Source organism: Serratia sp. CY52157 (genome assembly GCF_052168495.1).
In the GTDB taxonomy this organism is placed as follows: Bacteria; Pseudomonadota; Gammaproteobacteria; order Enterobacterales; family Enterobacteriaceae; genus Serratia; species Serratia ureilytica.
In genome coordinates, this window is sequence record NZ_JBJNMO010000001.1 from 834802 (window position 1) to 853820 (window position 19019).

The following is a 19019-nucleotide window of genomic DNA, read 5'->3' on the forward strand; positions in this document are numbered from 1 at the left end:
AATAAAACCACACAATAACCGCATTTGAAATGACAAAAACAACATAACTCCCAAAAAAAAGCCGCAAAAGGCGGTGATAAGCAAAAAGTATGAGGTCGATCACGCGGGGTTATTTTATCTTGTGATTTATGTTGCTTTTGTGTGTGAAATTGAAGATAGATTATTAAAACAGACACACAACCAACACCAGGCACAATAAAAAAACAAAACCTATAAGAGAGCGAAGCAATGATGAATCAACGTTATGCCGCGATTGATCAGGGGACCACCGGCACCCGGGTCGTGGTGTTCGGCGAAGACGGCAGGCACCATTCACCGGCCAGCATGCCGCACAAGCAGATCACCCCCAATCCGGGCTGGGTGGAACACGACGCCCTGGAGATTTTGGCGAATATCCGCCGCTGTCTCAGCCAGTGCGACATGGTGGATGCCATCGGTTTAGGGCATCAGGGCGAAAGCCTGCTGGCCTGGGACGCCGACAGCGGCCTGCCGCTGTACAACGCCATCGTTTGGCAAGATCAGCGCACCGAGCCGGAGATCCAGCGGCTGAAACGCGAAGGCGTTGAGCCGCTGGTGACGGCGAAAACCGGTCTGCCGCTCGATACCTACTTCTCAGCCAGCAAGATGGGCTGGCTGATGAACAACGCCCCGGGCGCCAGGCAATTGGCGCAACGCGGCCGCCTGCGGCTCGGCACCATGGACGCCTTCTTCCTGTTCCACCTGTGCGGCCGGCATCTTACCGACTATAACTCGGCCTCGCGCACCTCGTTGTTCAACATTCATACCCTGCAGTGGGATGAGGAGCTGTGCCGTTTGTTCGGCGTGCCGATCGACAGCCTGCCCGAGGTCAGAGACAACATCGGCCACTTCGGCGACGTCGCGCTCAACGGCAAACCGGTGCCGCTGACGGCCTGCATCGTCGACCAGTTTGCCGGCACATACGGCCACGGCTGCCATCAACCGGGGCAGATGAAGATCACCTTCGGTACCGGCGCCTTTTTACAGGCGATCACCGGGCCGCGCCCGATCGATGCCGGCGAGTCCGGCCTGTTGCCCACGCTGTGCTGGAAGCTGCCCGACAGCGAGCCGGTGTATGGCCTGGACGGCGGCGTTTATAACGCCGCCTCCGCCATTAACTGGGCGAGAAAGATAGGCCTGTTCAACGATTTCGATGAATTCGGCGACTTCCCCTCTCAGCCGGCCATCGCGCGCGGCCTGGCCTTTGTGCCCGCGCTCTCCGGACTGGCTTGCCCGTACTGGGACCGCTCCGCCGCCGGGATGTGGGCCGGGCTGTCGCTGGAGACCGAGCGCAAGGATCTGCTGCAGTCGATCCTCGAAGGCATCGCCATGCGTTCCGCCGAGGTGATCAACGCCATGGATAAACTGAAACCGATCGGCGACAGCATTTCGGTGGACGGCGGCCTGTCCGCCAACCGCTATTTCACGCAGTTTCTCGCCAACCTGATCCAAAAGCGCATCGTCTCTCCCGCCAATAAGGAGATCACCGCCCAAGGCGTTGCGTTGTTGGCGCGTAAAGGACTGGGGGTGGAACATCCGCTCAAGGTGCTCAACCGCTATGAAGTGACGGAACCCGCCGAGGTCGATATGGCGGGCTGGTTTGCCCGCTATCAGGAAATCATCGCGCGCTCGCGCGGCTTACGTTCATCGCAGGAGGAACACCATGGCTGAGTTCGGTAATTTCATCATCTATATCATCATGGCCGGCACTCTGATCGGTGCGCTGGCGTCGATCGCCAAACCGGAAGGCGAGCTGGGACGCGAATTCGTCAACGGCATTCACGCCATCGGCCCGGTGTTTCTCGCCCAGGCTGGCATCATGGCCGCAATCCCGATCATCTCTTACCTGATCATGTACAGCATCGGCCCCTTCTTCTCGGCGCTCGGCTCCGACGCCTCGATCGCGGCGCTGGCGGTGATCGCCGTGGACATGGGCGGCTATCAGCTGGCCGACGCCATTGCCGCCAACCGCGATATGTGGATCGTCGCCATGTTGGTGGGCTACACCTCGGGTGCCAGCATCGTGTACCTGATCCCGGTCGGGCTTATCATGCTGAACCGCGACGACCATAAATATCTGGCGCTGGGTGCCATGGCAGGCCTGATCAGCATTCCGTTCGCCGTGCTGATCGCCCTGGTGACCATCACCTTCAATAACCTGCCGGTCAGGGAGATTATCTCCACCACGTCACCTGCCGCGCACTATCTGCAGCTGGACTTGCTGCAGGCGCTGCGGCTGCTCTCCCCGCTGTTCGCCCTGTGCTTCCTGCTGGCGCTGGGGCTGAAGCTGCGGCCGGCGGCGATGGTGAAAGGATTCCTGATCTTCGGCAAGGCGGCGGATGCCTTTATCAAGCTGGTGTTGGCGCTGTGCATCATCGAGCATTTTACCGGTGTATTTAAAAAGGTGTTCGGCGGCTGGGTATTCGATCCGTTATTTGCCGACAAAGACGAATTATTCCGCGCTATCGAGATCGCCGGTTATATCGGCATTATGTTGGCGGGCACATTCCCCATTTGTTATTTATTCCAGCGCTATTGCCGCAAGCCGATGCATTTCATCGGTAAAAAGCTCGGTTTATCGGATACCGGCGCGCTGGGCTTTATTATGGTATTGGCCAATATCATCGCCGTTTATCACCTGTTCAAAGGCATGCGCGCCCGCGATAAGGTGCTGTGCGTGGCCTTCGGCATCTGCGCACAGGCCACGTTGGGCGATCACCTGGCGTTTACCGCCAACTTCCAACCTTCGCTGGTGTTGCCGATCATGATGGGCAAATTCCTCGGTGGCATGATCGCCGTGCTGATCGCCATAAAAATTTCGGTGCCGGAGGCTGAATTGCTGGAAAAAGAACAGACGCAAAGGCAATCGACGGCCATCGCCGCCGCCGCTCGTTAAATTTACCCCTAAGCCATAAAAATAAACGGGGCGCCGCCTCACGGTGAAGCTGCGCCCTTTTTTCGTCCCTGACAACAATTATTGAGAGAACAAACGCTAATGAGAAAAATATTTTTAGCCTGCCCCTACAGCCACACCGACGCCAACGTCGTGCAGCAACGCTTTATCGCCTGCAACGACGTCGCCGCCGCTATCGTGCGAGCCGGCAACGCCGTTTTTAGCCAGGTCAGCATGTCGCATCCGATCAACCAGTGTTTGCAAGAGCTAGACAAAACCGCCATCGGCAAGCTGTGGGCGCCGATCGACGCCCTGTTCATGGCGGCGATGGATGAATTGATCGTGCTCGACTTGCCGGGTTGGCAAGAGAGCGGCGGCATCAAGCGCGAGATGGACGCTTTCGCGGCGCGCGGTTGCCGCGTCAGCCTGTGGTCCGAGGTCGCAGGCGAGTTCAACTGAGGCGTGCGCCCCGCCGCTTGGCGCGACGGGGCATCGGCTTATTTGCCGTTGGCCAATTCACCGTACACCACCTGGCCGCGGAAACCGCGCCGCACCTGCTGGAACAGCTCGCGGAACGCCGGGTAATCCTGCGCCTGGCACAGCGCTTCCTTGCCGCGAATGGCGTTCACCTGCAGGCGGTGATTGACGGTCACCTGCTGCCCGTCGCGCCGCCACTCGACGCGATAGTCGCCCGCCGCATTGCGGAATTGCCGATCTTTCGGAATAGCGATGATCGGCACGTTGGCCGGCAGCTGCAGACGGTAGGTTTCGTCGTAGCGCTGCGCGGTGCAGTAGAACGGCGTTTCGTTGCCCGGCGCCGCCGTGGTGGTATACAGCGTGCGGAACGATTTGCCGCCGGGCGGGTTGGGCAACGTCATGCCGCCCACCACGCCGAAATCGACGTAGTCGTCCGCCTTGAAGCGGAAGCGATAGCCGAACTGCTTTTTGAGATCCAGCGGATCGCTGTTCATCGCCACTTCGCCGTTGCCGTCGATGCCGGAAGCGGACATGATTGTCGCTTCGGCCTGCGCCCGATTCTGACGGTTGATCTGCGAGAAGTAGCCCCGCAGGTCAATTTCTTCCACTTCGCTCAGCCGGCGCTCGGTCTGTCCGCGCAGATTGCCCGCCTTGTCGAACACGAAATCGACGTTCAGCGCGCTCTTGACCGGCTGCTCATCGCTGCCCGGCGTGCGCGCCAGCCTGGCGTCGCGCGTCAGCAGCACCGGCGCGCCCAAATCGCCCTCCGGCAGTTGCCCGAAACGCGCCCAGGGATTGGTGGAATCGAGGTACAGTTTGAATTCCGGCACGTAGGTGATGGCGTGATTGAAGCGGCCAAGCAGCGGCACTTTAGGCAGTATCGGGCCTTCATCCATGCCGATCAGCACCGGCGAGCTTTCAATGCCTTTGGCGGCGAGCAGCGCCTCCAGGATCACCACGTGATCCTTACAGTCGCCGTAATGGTTATCGAGAATGCTCTGCGCCGAATTCGGCTCCAGCCCGCCGTTGCCCAGGTACACCGCCACGTAGCGAATGTTTTGCGCCACCCAGCGATAGAGGGCCTCCGCCTGCTCGCGCCGATCGCTGATACCGGCGGTGATATTGTCCGCCAGCGCCTGAATGCCCGGCGTCACCTTCGCCGCCGCGCCGGCCTTCAGCTGGTAGGCCTTGGCCAACTGCGGCCACTCGCGGTAGGTGCTGGCCATGATGGTCGGGCTGAAGGTCCAGCTGTCCGCCGCCCAGTTTTGCGCCTTCATCGGCGCGCTGCGCGAATAATGCCAGCGCCAGTGCGCCTGGCCGTTGCGGATCTGCGGTTGGTCCCCGCCCTCGACGCCGCGCGTGAAGATATGCATCGGCAGCTTGGCCGGCGCCTGCAGGGTCACTTCGGCGTCGTCGAACTGATCGAAAACGCTGAAGGTCTCCCACAGGCCGAAATAGTCAGGGAAATACGGGGTGTTCTGCGTGCGGCGCAGTTCGTACACCACGCGCGAGCCCGGCGCCAGATTGGAGAACACGATGACGCGCACCTTGCGATCGGCATACAGCGGCGCCGTGGCGCTGGAATAGCTTTCCTGGGTATAGATGCGATCGGGCGCCACATCGTGGCGCTGGCCGTCGGCGGTCAGCGTATAGGCGGCGACCACCTCCAGCGTTTCCATTTTCTCGCTGTAGCTCAGGCGGATCTGGCTGAATTTTTCGACCGCCGCCTTGGTTTTCAGCAACACTTCGTAGCTTTCCGTCTTCACGTTAGTGGCGTTGGCGTTAACGCGATAATCCGCGCGATAACGCACGAAGCTGAAATCGTTGTTGGCCGTGTCGTTCTGGCCCTGATCCGCCGCGGCGGGCGGTGCAGCGGCCAACACGGTGGCCGGGTGCGTCGCCGTCAAACCGGCGAGTAACAGTATGGAAGGAATAGCGATTTTCATCTTCGGTCCTTGAAGGGCAACAAACGGCGACGCCGGGCTACGCGCCTGCCCCGGCGTCAAAACAGGCGGGCACACTAATATAATTGAGAATCATTTTCAATAAACGAACCGTCAACGCCGTGCTAGCCCTGCTCGATCAGCATCACAGCGGTGGTCTCCGGCTCCAGGGCCTCGAAAACGTGCTCGCGATCGGCGGAGTAACTGATGTAATCCCCGGCGCTCAGCTCCAGCGGCTGATCCGCCGGCCCGAGGCGCGCCCGTCCACTGCTGATGATCACATGCTCGACGGTGCCCGGCGGATGCGGCCGGGAAAGTTTGACTTCGCCGGGCTGCACCCGCAGCCGGTAAATGTCGCGCTGCGCGCCCGGTGGACAAGTGGCCAGCAACGTGGCGGCGTAGTTGCCCTGCTCTGACACCGCCGCGGTCCCCTCATGAGCGCGGATCACTTGCACCTGCCTGCTGGGTTGCGAAATCAGTCGGCTGACCGGCACATCCAGCGCCATCGCCAACGCCCACAGCGTTTCCAGACTGGGATTACCGCTGCCGGCTTCGAGCTGCGACAACGTGGACTTGGCGATACCCGCGCGCTTCGCCAGTTCGGTGACGGACAGGTTCAATCGCTCCCGCTCACGGCGGATTGCCGCCGACAAGAGGCCGATCGGCGTGATGTTCTGCATTAGGCTCTCGCTCATTGTTCGTTATACCATTCATTTGTTCGACTTGACGAACGCCGTCAACCATGTTCATCATAATGTTCGATTGTTCATTTTAATGATTAAGCGACTTCACCACAAGTACGGTCAGGCCGCGAGGGAAACGACATGAAAACGAAAACGCGCGGCGCAGTGCAAATGATCCTCGCCATGACGATCTCCGGCACCGTCGGTTGGCCGGTGATCGTGTTAGGGCAGCCGCCCGCCACGGTGGTGTTTTGGCGCTGCGCGTTCGGCGCGCTGGCGATGCTGGCCACCTGCGCCGCGCTTGGGCAACTGAAATCAGGCGCCATCAACCGGCGGCAGCTGGCTTTCGCCGTCCTGGGGGGCCTCGCGCTGGTGCTCAACTGGATGCTATTGTTTGCCGCCTATGCGCATGCCTCGATCGCTGTCGCCACCGTGACCTACCATGTTCAACCGTTTATGTTGGTGGCGCTGGGAGCGCTGCTGTTCGGCGAAAAACTGACGGCTAATCGGCTGGGCTGGCTTCTGCTGGCGTTCGCCGGGATGGTGTTGATCGTCACCGGCCGGCAGAGCGGTGGCGGCGATGGCGACTATCTGCTGGGCGTAGCGCTGGCGCTCGGTGCGGCCCTGATGTACGCCCTGGCGGCGGCGATTGTCAAACAGCTGGCCGCGTTGCCGCCGCAGCTCATCGTGTTGATTCAACTGACCGTCGGCGCGCTGGCGATGGCGCCGTTCGCCGGTCTGGCCCGCCTTCCCGCAGAACCGTTCGACTGGCTGCTGCTGGCGACCCTCGGCCTGGTGCATACCGGGGTGATGTCCACGTTGCTCTATGGCGCTATCCAGAAAATCCCCACCGCTCTGGTTGGCGCGCTGTCGTTTATCTACCCGGCAGTGGCGATCGTGGTGGACTGGGCGGCGTTCGGGCACCGTCTCAGCCTGTTGCAGTTGCTGGGCACGCTGGCCATTCTCGGCGCGGCCGCGGGCATGAACTTCGGCTGGCGATGGGCGCCCGCCGCGCACCGGGCCGGTAAAATCGGTTAATCCCGTCCGACGGGCAAGCTATGCACAATAAGGCATTCGCCTTGTGTTCGGCGCGGTGCTATTTATTTAAACCGTGTAGGGTAGAAGGAGTGTTCTATGTGGCATCACCGCCTGCAACGGCGCATCCGTTTCAGTTACTGGAACGAACTGTGCGTCATAAAAAAATAAGGGAAGGCGCAAGCCTTCCCTTTTGTCATTCACCGTTCAGCTCAGAAGCGATCGGTTTTCACCACCTCGTCGAACGGCAGCTTGCCGATGCGCGGGTAAGGTTGCCCCGCCGCCTTGCCGATAGCGACCATCAGCGCGATCTGATAATGCGCCGGCTTATTGATAATCTCGCCCACCGCGTCGAAATCAAAACCGTCCATCGGGCAAGAGTCGTAGCCCTGCGCCTTGGCCGCCAGCATCAGCGTCTGGGCGAAGATGCCGCTGCTGCGCATCACTTCGTCGCGCTGCACCTGCGGCTTACCGCGATAATACTGATCGACGGCCGGGATCATGAATTGCTGCACCGGCTCCGCCGCGTCGGCCCAAACGGTTTTTACTTTCGATTCCCAACTCGACAGATCGCCGCACAGCACGACCAGCATCGACGCGTCGGTCACCTGCGCCTGCCCCCACGCCGCCTCGCGAATTTTCTCGCGCTGCGCGCGATCTTCGATCAGCAGCAGGCGCCAGTGCTGCAGGTTAAACGCGCTGGGAGCGCCCTGCAGCGCAATGTTCAACAGCGCTTTTTTCTCTTCGAGCGTCATCACGTGCTGCGTATCGAACTGCTTGGTGGCGCGGCGTTGGCGGATCGCGTCTAACGTATTCATTTTACTGCCTCTGTCCATGTGAAAAGGTCTATTGTCGTCAACGCGGCGCGGCTGTCCAGCCCCAGGCGGCTATTTCTGCGCGGTTTCGGCGCGCAAACGGCTGACCTGCGCCGCCAAGTCCGGCCACGGCGCCTGACCGGCGTAATGCTGCCGCAGGTAGTTGAGCAGGATGGCGATCTGCGCGTCATTCAGGTTATGGCGAAAGCCCGGCATATAGCCCAGCTCGGCGTTCGCCGGCCGCTGTATGCCGTCCAGCACCACGCGAATGGCGTTGTCCGGCGCGTCGGCGAACAGGTTGGTGTTCAGCGCCAGAGACGGCCGCACCCCCGCCATCTGCGCGCCTTTTTCCTGCGCATGGCAAGCCATGCAGGCGCCGGAAAACAGCCGCGCCCCTGCCGAACTCAAAGGCTCCACCTGCCGTTCCGCCTGAGCGTTTAACGTTGTCGCCGCAGCGCCCGCCGCCGTTTCAGGATGATAGCTGCGCAGATAGACGGCGATCGCCTGCAGATCGGCCTGCGGCAAGCGCGACAGCCCTTCTTCGATCACCGGCGCCATCGGGCCGGCGGCGACGCCGTGGTTGGCCGAGTAGCCGGTGCGCATGAAATCGACCAGATCCTGCTGCGTCCACGCGAGCGGCGCGGGCGAGCGGCCGGTCAACGCCGGCGCCGTCCATCCCTCCGCCACGCCGCCGGCCAGGTGCACGCCGCCGGTTTTCTCGCCGAACAGCACGTTGCGCGGCGAGTGGCAGGCGCTGCAGTGCCCCAGCCCTTCGACCAGGTACGCGCCGCGGTTCCAGTCGGCGCTTTGGGTCGTCTGTTCCGGCATCGCGCCCGGCGTCAGGAACAGCAGGTTCCAGGCAAAGATGCCCTGGCGAATGTTGAACGGAAAGTGCAGATCGGTGGTCGGCGGCCGGTACTTGACCGGCGGCTGCGACATCAGATAGGCATACAGCGCCTGCAGATCGTCGTCGCGGGTGCGGGTAAAGGCGGTATAGGGAAACGCCGGATAGAGATAGCGGCCCTGGCGATCGACGCCGTGGCGCATGGCGCGTTCGAACGCCGCGTAGCTCCAGCTGCCGATGCCGGTTTCCACGTCCGGCGTGATGTTGGTGGTGTAAATGGTGCCGAAGGGGATCTCCATCGCCAACCCGCCGGTGTTGCGCTCGCCGCCCGCACGGGTGTGGCACACGGCGCAGTCGCCGAGATCGGCCAACGTTTTGCCACGCGCGATCTGCGCCTCGCTGAAACTGTGGGTCGCATCGGCGGCGAGCGGCGCAATCTCCGGCTGCCAACTGGCGACCACGCCGGCGACCACAACGGCGATCACCGTGACGCCGCCCCACCCGACGATTTTTTTCATCTTACTCATCTTTGCTGTCCTTGTTCGTAACGGGGGGTTAATGGCCGGCCTGAGCGCGCAGCGCGGCGAGCACCCGCGCCGGTGTGAACGGCACCTCGCGCAGGCGCACGCCGAGGGCGTCAAACAGCGCGTTGCCGATCGCCGCCGCACTCGGCACCGAGGCGGACTCTCCTGCGCCCATCGGCGCTTCGTCCGGGCGGTCGATCAGTTGGATATCGATCTGCGGCAATTCGTCAAAGCGCAGGATCGGATAGCCGCCCCAGTCTAATGACGTCACGCCCGACGCGTTGAAGGTCACAAACTCTTTCAGCACCCGGCTGGCGGATTGGATAATGTTGCCGTGCACCTGATGGCGCACCCCGGCCGGATTGATCATCCGGCCGCAATCATGCGCCACGAAGATTTTATTGAGCGTGATCTGCCCGGAAAGGCGATTGACGCTGAGATCGCACACCCAGGCCGCCCAGGCGGCGCCGAAGCCGGGGAATTTGCTGTGGAAATAGCGCGCATAGGCGAAGCCGCGGCCGCTCACCACTTCGGCCCCGGCGGCGCGCGAGCGGTGCGCCGGGCCGTCTTGCCAGTTAGCCTGGCGCTTCAGGGCCTCAATCAAGGCCACCGCGCGCGGATCGTTCAGGTAACGCAGGCGAAACGCGATCGGATCCTCGCCGGCGCGCCAGGCCAGCTCGTCGATCCAGGATTCATGGGCGAACACGTTGGGCAGCGCCGAAACGCCGCGCATCCACGACGCGCGCACGATCGGCGCGGCGTCCTGACAGATCACCCGCATGTGCGGATACGCGTATTGCGGAATGGCGGTGCGATCGCCCATCTGTTGCACGTCAGCCCGGTTGGCCACCTTGCCGGTCAACACCAGCGGCAAGGTCACCGCATTGTTGGAGGGATAGCTGGTTTTCAACTCGTAAGCCGCCACCCGATTTTGCGCGTCGAGGCCGCCGCGCACCCGGATCAGTTGGCCGGTGCCCTTCGGCTCCCAGCCGGATTCCTGTTCACGCATCAGCTGCACCCGCACCGGGCGGCCGGTGGCCCGCGCCAACAGTGCCGCGTCCGCCGAGACGTCGTCGGCGCAGTTGCGGCCATAGCAGCCGGAGGCTTCCATGCGGGTGATGTGCACCTGCTCAGACGGCAGCTCGAGCAGCCTGGCGATATCTTTGCGCAGATCGTGCGGGTTTTGCGTGCCGGACCACACCTGCGCCCGCCCGTCTTTGACCTCCGCTACCGCGCAGGAGGGGCCGATCGAGGCGTGCTGATGGTAAGGCCAGACATAGTCCGCCCGCACTTCGGTATGCAGCAATGCCAACGCCTCGTCCGTGCCCGCATCATCGCGCAGCACGCGGTCGGTTTTCGGGTTGGCTTCCAGCGCGGCGGGCAGCGCCTCCGGCGACAGGTCCGGCAGGCCGGCCCAGGGTTTCCATTCGGTTTTCAGCCGGCGCATGGCGGCGATCGCCTGCTCTTCGCGCTCGGCCACAATGCCGATGAAATCGTTGATCACCACCAGTTTCACGATGCCCGGCAGGTGCGCGATCGAACTTTCATCCACCGACAACAGGCCGCCGCCCAGCGGCGCGCTGCTGTCGGCGCCTGCGTAAGGCGGGCGCACCACCCGGCCATGCAGCATGCCGGGCAAGCGCAGGTCGTGCACGTAGGTCAGCCCCCCGCTGACCTTGGCCGGAATATCGACCCGGGCGACGGCGCGGCCGACATAGCGGCCCTGCTGTTCACCGTTCAGCGGCACGTTTTTATCCAGCGTCACATGCAGATTTTGCCCGCTCGCCAGCTGCGCATAGCTCAAGGAACGCCCCGGGTGCTTGGTCACAAACACCTGTCCCGCCGCCGCCGTCAGCTGGTCGGCCGGCAGTTCGAAGGCTTTGGCCGCCAGCGCCGTCAGCATATGTCGCACCTGCGCCGCCGCCTGCCGCAGCGGCACCGACGTGACCTGGATGGTGGCGCTGGCGATGGTCGGCCCCTGATCCGGCGTGCGTTGCGTATCGCCGAGGATCATCGTGACGTGCTCGAACGGCACGCAAATTTCGTCGGCGACGATCTGCGCCAGCGCGGTGCGAATGCCGGTGCCGAGATCGACATGGCCATTGAAGGCCGTCACCCGGCCGTCGGCGGTGAGGCTGATAAAGCTGTTCACCCGATCCAGCGGCAGAGCGGCAGGCGATGCAACCGTCTCGGCGGCGAAGGCGTTAAACGGCGCGGGCAGCAGACTGCTGACCATCACCACACCGCCGGCTTGCAGCAACTGTCGGCGGGTCAGTTCGAGGCGGCTCATGCTTGCCTCCGCGCAGCCAGCAGATCGCGGGCGCGCTCGGCGGCGCGCAAGATCTCAAGGTGGGTGCCGCAGCGGCACAGGTTGTAGGCCAGCTTTTTCTTGATGGTTTGTTCATCTGCATCCGGCTCGCGTTCGAACAACGCGACCAGCGTCATGATCATGCCGTTGGCGCAGTAACCGCACTGCGCCGCCTGCTCATCGATAAACCCCTGCTGAACCGGATGCAGCGCCTCCGGCGTGCCCAAGCCTTCCAGCGTGGTGACGGACTTGCTTCCTACGGCGGCCAGCGGCATTGAGCAAGAACGCGCGGCGACGCCGTCGATCAGCACCGTGCAGGCGCCGCACTCCCCCAGGCCGCAGCCATATTTGGGGCCATTCAAGTGCAGATCGTTGCGTAAAACGTACAGCAGCGGCGTGTCGGGCGCGAGATTGCCGAGTGGAACCACCCGGCCATTAACGTTGATTTCCATGGTGAAACTATCCCTTAAACAAACGGATTTAATCCGTAACATCACTGCGGTGAATAATTGCGCAGCGTGCTAATAATTACCATCAAAATACTTGACGATGTTAAGGGAATGTAGCCGCCATGGCTTTAACGAAAAGTGGGTATTTTCTATAAATTTCCGATAGATAAGCGCGCTTTTATGATTGCCGCCCGTGATTATTGTCGATCGCCAGTCCGGCCTCGGCGCCGTCGACCAACAGCCGCACCCCGGCTTCGAACAGCGCATCCGCGCCCTTCTCCTGCAATGTTTCCCAGCCTTGGCACAGCAGCGGGTAACGGCGGCGGTCGGCGTCATTGAGCGGATCGTCAGGCTGCATTTGCTGTTCCTCCAGCACCCAGCCCACCACGAAACGCCCGACGGCGAACAGCAGGTTTACCGCGCGCTCCGGCGTCAACCCCGCCCGGCACAGCAGCGCCACCTTGGCCTCAATGACGGCGAATTGCGGCTCCTGCGGCCGGGTGCCGGCATGCAGACGCGCGCCGTCGCGGTAAGCCAGCAACGCCCGACGAAAGTTGCCGGCATTGGTGACAACCCAATCCTGCCAGGGCATGTCGGCGGGCACCTCCTCACGGTGATCCAGCATGATGGTTTCCGCCATCGCCTTCAGCAGCTCGGCCTTGTTCTTGAAATGCCAATAGAGCGTGGGAGATTGCACGCCCAAATGTTGCGCCAGGCGGCGGGTGCTCAGGGCATCGATGCCGATGTCGTTCAGCAACGCCAGCGCCCCGCGCAGGACGGTTTCTCGCGTTAAACGTGTCGCAGTATTTTTTTCACTCATCTCTCTATCACTGATAGGGTAACTGTGGAATACTCAATACTCTATCACTGTTAGAGTCACAATTTTGAAAAAAACCATACTGGTTATTTTGTTGACGGTGTTGCTGGATGCGGTGGGCATCGGTCTGATCATGCCGATTCTGCCGGCGTTGTTGCGTTCGCTGGGCGGTCTTGACGCCGGCAGCCTGCACTACGGCGCCCTGCTGGCGGCCTATGCGTTAATGCAATTTCTGTTCTCGCCGATCCTCGGCGCGCTGAGCGATCGTTTCGGCCGGCGGCCGGTGCTGCTCATCTCGCTCGCCGGCGCGGCGGCCGACTATCTGCTGATGGCGTTCGCGCCGACGCTGGCCTGGCTCTATCTGGGCCGGTTGCTGGCGGGCATCACCGGCGCCAACATGGCGGTCGCCACCGCTTACGTCACCGACATTACGCCGGCCGGTCAACGCGCGCGGCGTTTCGGCCTGGTGGGCGCGGTATTCGGCGTCGGTTTTATCGTCGGCCCGCTGCTCGGCGGTTCGCTGGGCGAGTGGCATCTGCATGCGCCCTTCCTGGCGGCGGCGGCGATGAACGCCGTCAACCTGGCGATGGCGTTTTTCCTGCTGCCGGAATCGCGTAAACCCCGCGCCCGCGCCGCCGAGAAAATCCGCCTCAATCCCTTTTCGTCATTGCGCCGGCTGCACGGCAAGCCTGGCCTGATGCCGCTGGCCGGCATTTACCTGATCATGGCGCTGGTTTCGCAGGCGCCGGCCACATTGTGGATTTTATACGGTCAGGATCGTTTCGGCTGGAGCATGATGGTGGCGGGCCTGTCGCTGGCCGGTTACGGCGCCTGCCACGCGCTGTCGCAGGCCTTCGCCATCGGCCCGCTGGTCGCGCGGCTCGGCGAACGCAAGGCGCTGCTGATCGGCCTGGCCGCCGACGCAATGGGCCTGGCGCTGCTGTCGATCGCCACGCGCGGCTGGGCACCTTTCGCCTTGCTGCCGTTCTTCGCGGCGGGCGGTATGGCGCTGCCCGCGCTGCAGGCGTTAATGGCGCAAAAGGTGGACGACGATCATCAGGGCGAGCTGCAAGGGACGCTGGCCAGCATGGGCAGCCTGATCGGCGTCGCGGGGCCGCTGGTGGCGACGGCGCTGTACGCCGCCACGCGCGATGTCTGGCCGGGCCTGGTCTGGGCGTTGGCCGCCGCCCTCTATCTGTTGGTTCCGCTGTTGCTGGCGCGTTCGCGCGAGCGTGACGCGGCATAACGTCGAGCTCACCCTCTCCCGCTTAAGCTGATTTATGGCTAAGCAAGGCATTATTCAGCATAAGCGGGCGCTTTACACGCCACTGCGCCGCTCATTATCATCGCCCTTATCCCGCCGCAGGAAAATTTAAATGTCGTTTCATGGCGTTACGCCCAGCGCGTCATCGCTACCGTTCACTTCGCCTATCGGAAAATCAGGATGAGAAAACTCACAACGCCGCTGATCGCCGCCCTGCTGCTCGGCCTGTTTAGCCTGCCGGCCGGCGCGCAGGAGAAACCGCAACAAATCACCATCGGTTACCAGAAAGCCAACATTTTTGCGCTGCTGAAATACCGCGGCACGCTGGAGAAAACCCTGGAGCCGCAGGGCGTCAAGGTTCGCTGGATAGAATTCCCCGCCGGCCCGCAGATGTTGGAAGGGTTGAACGTCGGCAGCATCGATCTGGCGGCGACCGGCGACGCCCCGCCGGCCTTCGCGCAAGCCGCCAAGGCCGATCTGGTTTATTTGGCGCATTCGCCGCCCAGCCCGAAAACCGAAGCCATCGTGGTGCCGCAGGATTCGGCGATCCGCTCCGTGGCCGATCTGAAAGGCAAACGCGTGGCGTTGAACAAAGGGTCTGACGTCAATTACCTGCTGGTGAGCGCGCTGGAACAGGCCGGCTTGAGCTACAAGGACATCACGCCGGTCTATCTGCCGCCGAGCGATGCCCGCGCCGCCTTCCAGCGCGGCAGCGTCGACGCCTGGGTGATTTGGGATCCCTACTACGCCGAGGTGGAAACCCATGCCAACGCCCGCCGGCTGAAAGACGCGGAAGGCCTGGTGCCGCACTACACCTTCTATCTCGCCAGCCGCCGCTTTGCCGAAACCTACCCGGACAGCGCCAAGCAGGTGATTCAACAGCTCGGCGCGCTGAGCGACTGGGCCAACGGCCATCCGCAGGAAGCGGCGGCGATCCTCGCTCAGAGCACCGGCCTGGATCAGGCGATTTGGGCCAAAGCCATCGCCCGCATGCCGTTCGGCAGCCAGCGCATGTCGCCGGAGGTGTTCAGACAGCAGCAGCAGTTGGCGGATAAATTCACCGCCATCGGACTGCTGCCGGGTAAGGTGGACGTCAACGCCGCCCGCTGGTCCGAAGATAAGCCCGAGGCGCCGTAGCCTTTGCCGCGCTTTGGCTTTAGAAAGCAGAAACCGGCATTTTGCCGCCGGAGTAAGCTGACCTATGCTAACCCTGTGTGATGAAACGCGTTTTCATGGCATGTCTTCCGGAACGTTTTGCTTTATTTGTTCGTCGTGAACCCTGGGCCGCCCCTGACTGGTGCGGCTTTTCTTTTTTGTTCGGCAGTGCCAGCAGCGGGGAATTTTGCTATGTTAACCCGCAGATACGCTTCCCGTTTTCAGCCGCCGGATCGACTCATGTTTACCCACAAAGCAATCGCCGCGCTCAACGCCCTGGAGCTGATGGTTTATAACTACGTCAGCAAACACAAGAATCAAGTGATGTACATGACCATCCGCGAACTGGCCGAGGCCGCCGGCGTGTCCACCACCACCGTGCTGCGATTTTGCAAAAAAATGGGGTGTGACGGCTATTCGGAATTTCGCATCCGTTTCAAACTGTACCTGGAGCAAACCGATGCGCCGCCGGTCGATTCCGGCATCGGCGAAATTCTCAGTTTTTTTAAAAGCGTCAGCAACGATGAATTTAATCAGCTGCTCGATGAAGCGGTGCGGCATATCGCCGCCGCCGAGCGAATTATTTTCGTCGGCATCAGCACCTCCGGCGCCCTGGGGAAATATGGCGCGCGTTTCTTTTCCAACGTTGGAAAATTCAGCACCCATATCGACGATCCTTATTATCCCGTCAACAGCGATATGTATAAAAGCGCGGTGGCGATCATGTTGTCGGTTTCCGGCGAAACCGAAGAGATCCTGCGGCTGGCCAGCCAGTTCAGCCTGCACCACTGTAAAATCATCAGCATCACCAACAACGAAACCTCTTCGCTGGCGCGGCTGGCGGACTTCAATCTGTCTTATCACGTCCCGCAACACTTGATCGGCGATCATCATAATATTACTACGCAAATCCCCGTGCTTTATATTATTGAAACCATCGGCAAGCGCCTGGGAAGAATGAACGCGATAAAATAAAACAGGCTGTTTTTTTATTGTGACAAATCACGTTTTACGGCGATTTGTTATATCGTGACATTTCTTTCGGTCTTGTTACTCTATTGGCAACGCGAACGTTATTACCCTTCATTAAATAAGATGAGACATTGACGATGAAACAGTTGCCGAAAGATTTTCTGTGGGGAGGCGCGGTCGCCGCGCACCAGGTTGAAGGCGGTTGGGATCAGGGCGGCAAAGGGCCAAGCATCGCCGACGTGTTGTCCGGCGGTTCGCACGGAGTGGATCGCGTGATGACCGACGGCGTGCTCGACGGCTATCGCTATCCCAACCACGAAGCGGTGGACTTCTACGGCCGCTACAAGCAGGACGTGGCGCTGTTCGCCGAGATGGGCTTCAAGTGTTTTCGTACCTCGATCGCCTGGACGCGCATTTTCCCGAACGGCGACGAAGCAACGCCGAACGAAGCCGGCCTGCAGTTTTACGACGACCTGTTCGACGAATTGCTGAAATACGGCATCCAGCCGGTGATCACCCTGTCCCACTTCGAAATGCCTTACCATTTGGTAAAAGCCTACGGCGGCTGGAAAAATCGCCGGGTGGTGGAGTTCTTCGTGCGCTTTAGCGAAGTGGTGATGCGCCGCTACCGCGAAAAAGTGAAGTACTGGATGACCTTCAACGAAATCAACAACCAGAGCAACTACCGCTACCCGCTGTTCGGCTACTGCTGTTCCGGCGTGGACTACACCCAGGAAGACAACCCCGAGCAGACGCTGTACCAGGTGTTGCACCACCAGTTCGTCGCCAGCGCGCAGGTGGTCAAACTCGGCCATCAGATCAACCCGGAATTCAAGATCGGCTGCATGCTGGCCTGCGTGCCGTTCTACCCTTATTCCTGCAAGCCGGACGACGTGATGTACGCCGTGGAAGCGATGCACCAGCGCTATCTGTATACCGACGTGCAGATGCGCGGCTACTACCCCAGCTACCTGCTGCGTGACTGGGAACGCAAAGGGCTGAAGATCGAGATGCAGCCGCAGGACGCGCAGATCCTGCGCGAGGGCTGCACCGATTACATCGGCTTCAGCTATTACATGAGCAATGCGCTGCAGGCCAACGCGGTGGACGGCAGCGACGGCATGTTCGGCTTCCCGGGCAACGTGCCGAACCCGCACGTCAAAGCCTCCGACTGGGGCTGGCAGATCGATCCGGTCGGGCTGCGCTATTCGCTGAACGTGCTGTATGAACGTTACCAGAAGCCGCTGTTTATCGTGGAAAACGGCTTCGGCGCCTTCGACAAGGTGGAAGCGAATGGCCAGATCAACGATGACTATCGCATCGACTATCTGCGCGCCCATATCGAAGAGATGAAAAAAGCGGTGATTGAAGACGGCGTAGACCTGATCGGCTATACGCCGTGGGGCTGCATCGACTGCGTGTCGTTCACTACCGGCGAGTACAGCAAGCGTTACGGCTTCATCTACGTCGATAAACACGACGACGGCACCGGCACGCTGGAACGGTCGCGCAAGAAAAGCTTCGACTGGTATCGTCGGGTGATCGCCAGCAACGGCGAACAGCTGTAACCGCCGCAGTTCAGGGGCGGTGACGCCCCTTCTCGCCCATGCCGCCCGGCATGGGCGTTTTCGCTTATATCGCCGGGAATGGCGCACCGACATAATTTTCCGCCAGCATCGTCATGGCGCTGCGCGATTTCACCGTGTACTGCAACTCTGAGAGTTGCAGCCGGTGTTCGAAAGGCGTGTCTTCCCGCCGGGTATGCAGCATGTGGGTCATCCACCAGGAAAAATGCTCGGCGCGCCAGACCCGCTGCAAGGCGGTGTCGCTGTAATCGTCCAGCCGTTGCCAGTCGCCTCGCCGGTAAAACGTCTCCAGCGCCTGGGACAACAGGCAAACATCGGCCATGGCCAGATTCAACCCTTTGGCGCCGGTCGGCGGCACGATATGCGCCGCGTCGCCCGCCAACAGCAGGCGCCGGTAGCGCATCGGTTCGGTAACGAAGCTGCGCATGCCCACCACGTTTTTCTGAAATATGCGGCCCTTTTTCAGCGTCCAGCCTTCATGGTTTTCCAGCCGCTGCTCCAACTCGCGCCAGATACGATCGTCCGACCATTGATCGACCTGTTCCGCAGGATCGCACTGAAAATACATGCGCTGCACGCCGGGCGAGCGGGTGCTGATCAACGCAAAACCGCGCGGATGGCAGGCGTAGATCAGCTCTTCGCTGGACGGCGGCGCTTCGACCAGAATGCCGAACCAGCCGAACGGATAGGTGCGGGTGTAATCCTGCCGCAGCCCGCCGGGCATCGCCGCGCGGCTGATGCCGTGGAATCCGTCGCATCCGATGACAAAGTCGCAGCGCAGCCGGCGCGGCTGGTCGCCATGACGGTAGTGAACCTCGGGCTGCGCGCTGTCCAGCGCCTTCAATTCAACCTGCTCCACCTCGAAAAACAGATGGCCCTGCGCCGCCAGACGCGCGGCGATCAGGTCTTTCAAGACTTCGTGCTGGGCATAAACGGTGACGGCGCGCTCGGTCAATCCGGCCAGATCGATGCGGTGCTGCCGGCCGCCGAACGCCAAGCGGATCCCCTGATGCCGCGCCCCTTCCCGCCGCATCCGCTCCCCCAATCCGGTCTGCTCGAGCAGATCGACGGTCCCCTGTTCGAGCACCCCGGCGCGAATGGTCGATTCCACCGCCTCCCGGCTGCGCGTTTCCAACACCACCGATTCCACACCTTGCAGGTGCAGCAGATGGGACAACATCAAACCGGCCGGACCGGCGCCGATGATCACAACCTGTGTGCGCATAGCATGACTCC

At 61.6% G+C, this 19019-nt stretch carries 16 protein-coding genes; 8 read left to right on the forward strand and 8 right to left on the reverse strand.

What is annotated here, in order from left to right; genetic code table 11:
- The first annotated feature begins 228 nt into the window (after positions 1-228).
- The 3 genes from ACJ8IP_RS04005 to ACJ8IP_RS04015 all read left to right on the forward strand — a co-directional run bounded on the left by ACJ8IP_RS04005 (position 229) and on the right by ACJ8IP_RS04015 (position 3370).
- Complete coding sequence (locus tag ACJ8IP_RS04005) at positions 229-1689, forward strand: FGGY-family carbohydrate kinase (RefSeq protein WP_042784544.1); 1461 nt, start codon at positions 229-231, stop codon at positions 1687-1689.
- Positions 1682-2914, forward strand: a complete 1233-nt coding sequence (eutH, locus tag ACJ8IP_RS04010) for an ethanolamine utilization protein EutH (protein ID WP_147880491.1) — start codon at positions 1682-1684, stop codon at positions 2912-2914. The genes ACJ8IP_RS04005 and eutH overlap by 8 nt, the downstream gene beginning before the upstream one ends.
- A 99-nt stretch (positions 2915-3013) precedes the next feature.
- Positions 3014-3370: a DUF1937 family protein gene (locus ACJ8IP_RS04015; protein WP_147880490.1), complete on the forward strand. Its 357-nt coding sequence runs from the start codon at positions 3014-3016 to the stop codon at positions 3368-3370.
- A 38-nt stretch (positions 3371-3408) separates the two neighbouring features.
- Here the strand turns inward: ACJ8IP_RS04015 and ACJ8IP_RS04020 are convergent, their stop codons facing one another.
- A complete protein-coding gene (locus ACJ8IP_RS04020; protein WP_033650356.1) occupies positions 3409-5334 on the reverse strand; it encodes a DUF3857 domain-containing protein in 1926 nt (641 codons plus the stop codon).
- A gap of 122 nt (positions 5335-5456) precedes the next feature.
- A complete protein-coding gene (locus tag ACJ8IP_RS04025; RefSeq protein ID WP_072627621.1) occupies positions 5457-6026 on the reverse strand; it encodes a helix-turn-helix domain-containing protein in 570 nt (189 codons plus the stop codon).
- A 129-nt stretch (positions 6027-6155) separates the two neighbouring features.
- Here ACJ8IP_RS04025 and ACJ8IP_RS04030 point away from each other — a divergent pair, with 129 nt between their 5' ends.
- Entirely contained in the window at positions 6156-7052 is an 897-nt protein-coding gene (locus tag ACJ8IP_RS04030; protein WP_164106247.1) for a DMT family transporter, read from the forward strand.
- Positions 7053-7261: 209 nt separating this feature from the next.
- On the opposite strand, the gene ACJ8IP_RS04035 is transcribed toward ACJ8IP_RS04030, so the two are convergent.
- The 5 genes from ACJ8IP_RS04035 to tetR form a co-directional block, all read right to left on the reverse strand.
- Positions 7262-7867 carry a nitroreductase family protein gene (locus tag ACJ8IP_RS04035; protein ID WP_147837945.1) on the reverse strand — a complete coding sequence of 202 codons (606 nt, stop codon included), beginning with the start codon at positions 7865-7867 and terminating at the stop codon, positions 7262-7264.
- 69 nt (positions 7868-7936) lie between these two features.
- Positions 7937-9235, reverse strand: coding sequence for a c-type cytochrome (locus ACJ8IP_RS04040; protein ID WP_442524318.1), 1299 nt, complete (start codon positions 9233-9235; stop codon positions 7937-7939).
- A gap of 28 nt (positions 9236-9263) precedes the next feature.
- A complete protein-coding gene (locus tag ACJ8IP_RS04045) occupies positions 9264-11522 on the reverse strand; it encodes a xanthine dehydrogenase family protein molybdopterin-binding subunit (RefSeq protein ID WP_108680774.1) in 2259 nt (752 codons plus the stop codon).
- A complete protein-coding gene (locus ACJ8IP_RS04050) occupies positions 11519-11992 on the reverse strand; it encodes a (2Fe-2S)-binding protein (RefSeq protein ID WP_108680776.1) in 474 nt (157 codons plus the stop codon). The genes ACJ8IP_RS04045 and ACJ8IP_RS04050 overlap by 4 nt, the downstream gene beginning before the upstream one ends.
- Positions 11993-12167: 175 nt before the next feature.
- On the reverse strand, positions 12168-12809 hold the full coding sequence (gene tetR, locus ACJ8IP_RS04055; RefSeq protein WP_033643144.1) for a tetracycline resistance transcriptional repressor TetR: 642 nt from the start codon (positions 12807-12809) through the stop codon (positions 12168-12170).
- Positions 12810-12873: 64 nt separating this feature from the next.
- Here tetR and tet(41) point away from each other — a divergent pair, with 64 nt between their 5' ends.
- The 4 genes from tet(41) (at position 12874) to ACJ8IP_RS04075 (ending at position 17765) form a co-directional block, all read left to right on the forward strand.
- A complete protein-coding gene (gene tet(41) / locus ACJ8IP_RS04060) occupies positions 12874-14052 on the forward strand; it encodes a tetracycline efflux MFS transporter Tet(41) (protein ID WP_108680778.1) in 1179 nt (392 codons plus the stop codon).
- A gap of 198 nt (positions 14053-14250) precedes the next feature.
- Positions 14251-15207, forward strand: coding sequence for a sulfonate ABC transporter substrate-binding protein (locus tag ACJ8IP_RS04065; protein ID WP_164106245.1), 957 nt, complete (start codon positions 14251-14253; stop codon positions 15205-15207).
- Between the two features lie 258 nt (positions 15208-15465).
- Positions 15466-16200, forward strand: a complete 735-nt coding sequence (locus ACJ8IP_RS04070; RefSeq protein ID WP_033643147.1) for a MurR/RpiR family transcriptional regulator — start codon at positions 15466-15468, stop codon at positions 16198-16200.
- 128 nt (positions 16201-16328) lie between these two features.
- Entirely contained in the window at positions 16329-17765 is a 1437-nt protein-coding gene (locus ACJ8IP_RS04075; RefSeq protein ID WP_089197083.1) for a 6-phospho-beta-glucosidase, read from the forward strand.
- Positions 17766-17829: 64 nt separating this feature from the next.
- On the opposite strand, the gene ACJ8IP_RS04080 is transcribed toward ACJ8IP_RS04075, so the two are convergent.
- A complete protein-coding gene (locus tag ACJ8IP_RS04080; RefSeq protein WP_016927657.1) occupies positions 17830-19008 on the reverse strand; it encodes a 4-hydroxybenzoate 3-monooxygenase in 1179 nt (392 codons plus the stop codon).
- Between the last annotated feature and the right edge of the window lie 11 nt (positions 19009-19019).

Coding starts and splice junctions, on each gene's coding strand:
- ACJ8IP_RS04005 (WP_042784544.1), top strand. CDS start 229: ATGATGAATCAACGTTATGCCGCGATTGATCAGGGGACCACCGGCACC.
- eutH (WP_147880491.1), top strand. CDS start 1,682: ATGGCTGAGTTCGGTAATTTCATCATCTATATCATCATGGCCGGCACT.
- ACJ8IP_RS04015 (WP_147880490.1), top strand. CDS start 3,014: ATGAGAAAAATATTTTTAGCCTGCCCCTACAGCCACACCGACGCCAAC.
- ACJ8IP_RS04020 (WP_033650356.1), bottom strand. CDS start 5,334: ATGAAAATCGCTATTCCTTCCATACTGTTACTCGCCGGTTTGACGGCG.
- ACJ8IP_RS04025 (WP_072627621.1), bottom strand. CDS start 6,026: ATGAGCGAGAGCCTAATGCAGAACATCACGCCGATCGGCCTCTTGTCG.
- ACJ8IP_RS04030 (WP_164106247.1), top strand. CDS start 6,156: ATGAAAACGAAAACGCGCGGCGCAGTGCAAATGATCCTCGCCATGACG.
- ACJ8IP_RS04035 (WP_147837945.1), bottom strand. CDS start 7,867: ATGAATACGTTAGACGCGATCCGCCAACGCCGCGCCACCAAGCAGTTC.
- ACJ8IP_RS04040 (WP_442524318.1), bottom strand. CDS start 9,235: ATGAGTAAGATGAAAAAAATCGTCGGGTGGGGCGGCGTCACGGTGATC.
- ACJ8IP_RS04045 (WP_108680774.1), bottom strand. CDS start 11,522: ATGAGCCGCCTCGAACTGACCCGCCGACAGTTGCTGCAAGCCGGCGGT.
- ACJ8IP_RS04050 (WP_108680776.1), bottom strand. CDS start 11,992: ATGGAAATCAACGTTAATGGCCGGGTGGTTCCACTCGGCAATCTCGCG.
- tetR (WP_033643144.1), bottom strand. CDS start 12,809: ATGAGTGAAAAAAATACTGCGACACGTTTAACGCGAGAAACCGTCCTG.
- ACJ8IP_RS04065 (WP_164106245.1), top strand. CDS start 14,251: ATGAGAAAACTCACAACGCCGCTGATCGCCGCCCTGCTGCTCGGCCTG.
- ACJ8IP_RS04070 (WP_033643147.1), top strand. CDS start 15,466: ATGTTTACCCACAAAGCAATCGCCGCGCTCAACGCCCTGGAGCTGATG.
- ACJ8IP_RS04080 (WP_016927657.1), bottom strand. CDS start 19,008: ATGCGCACACAGGTTGTGATCATCGGCGCCGGTCCGGCCGGTTTGATG.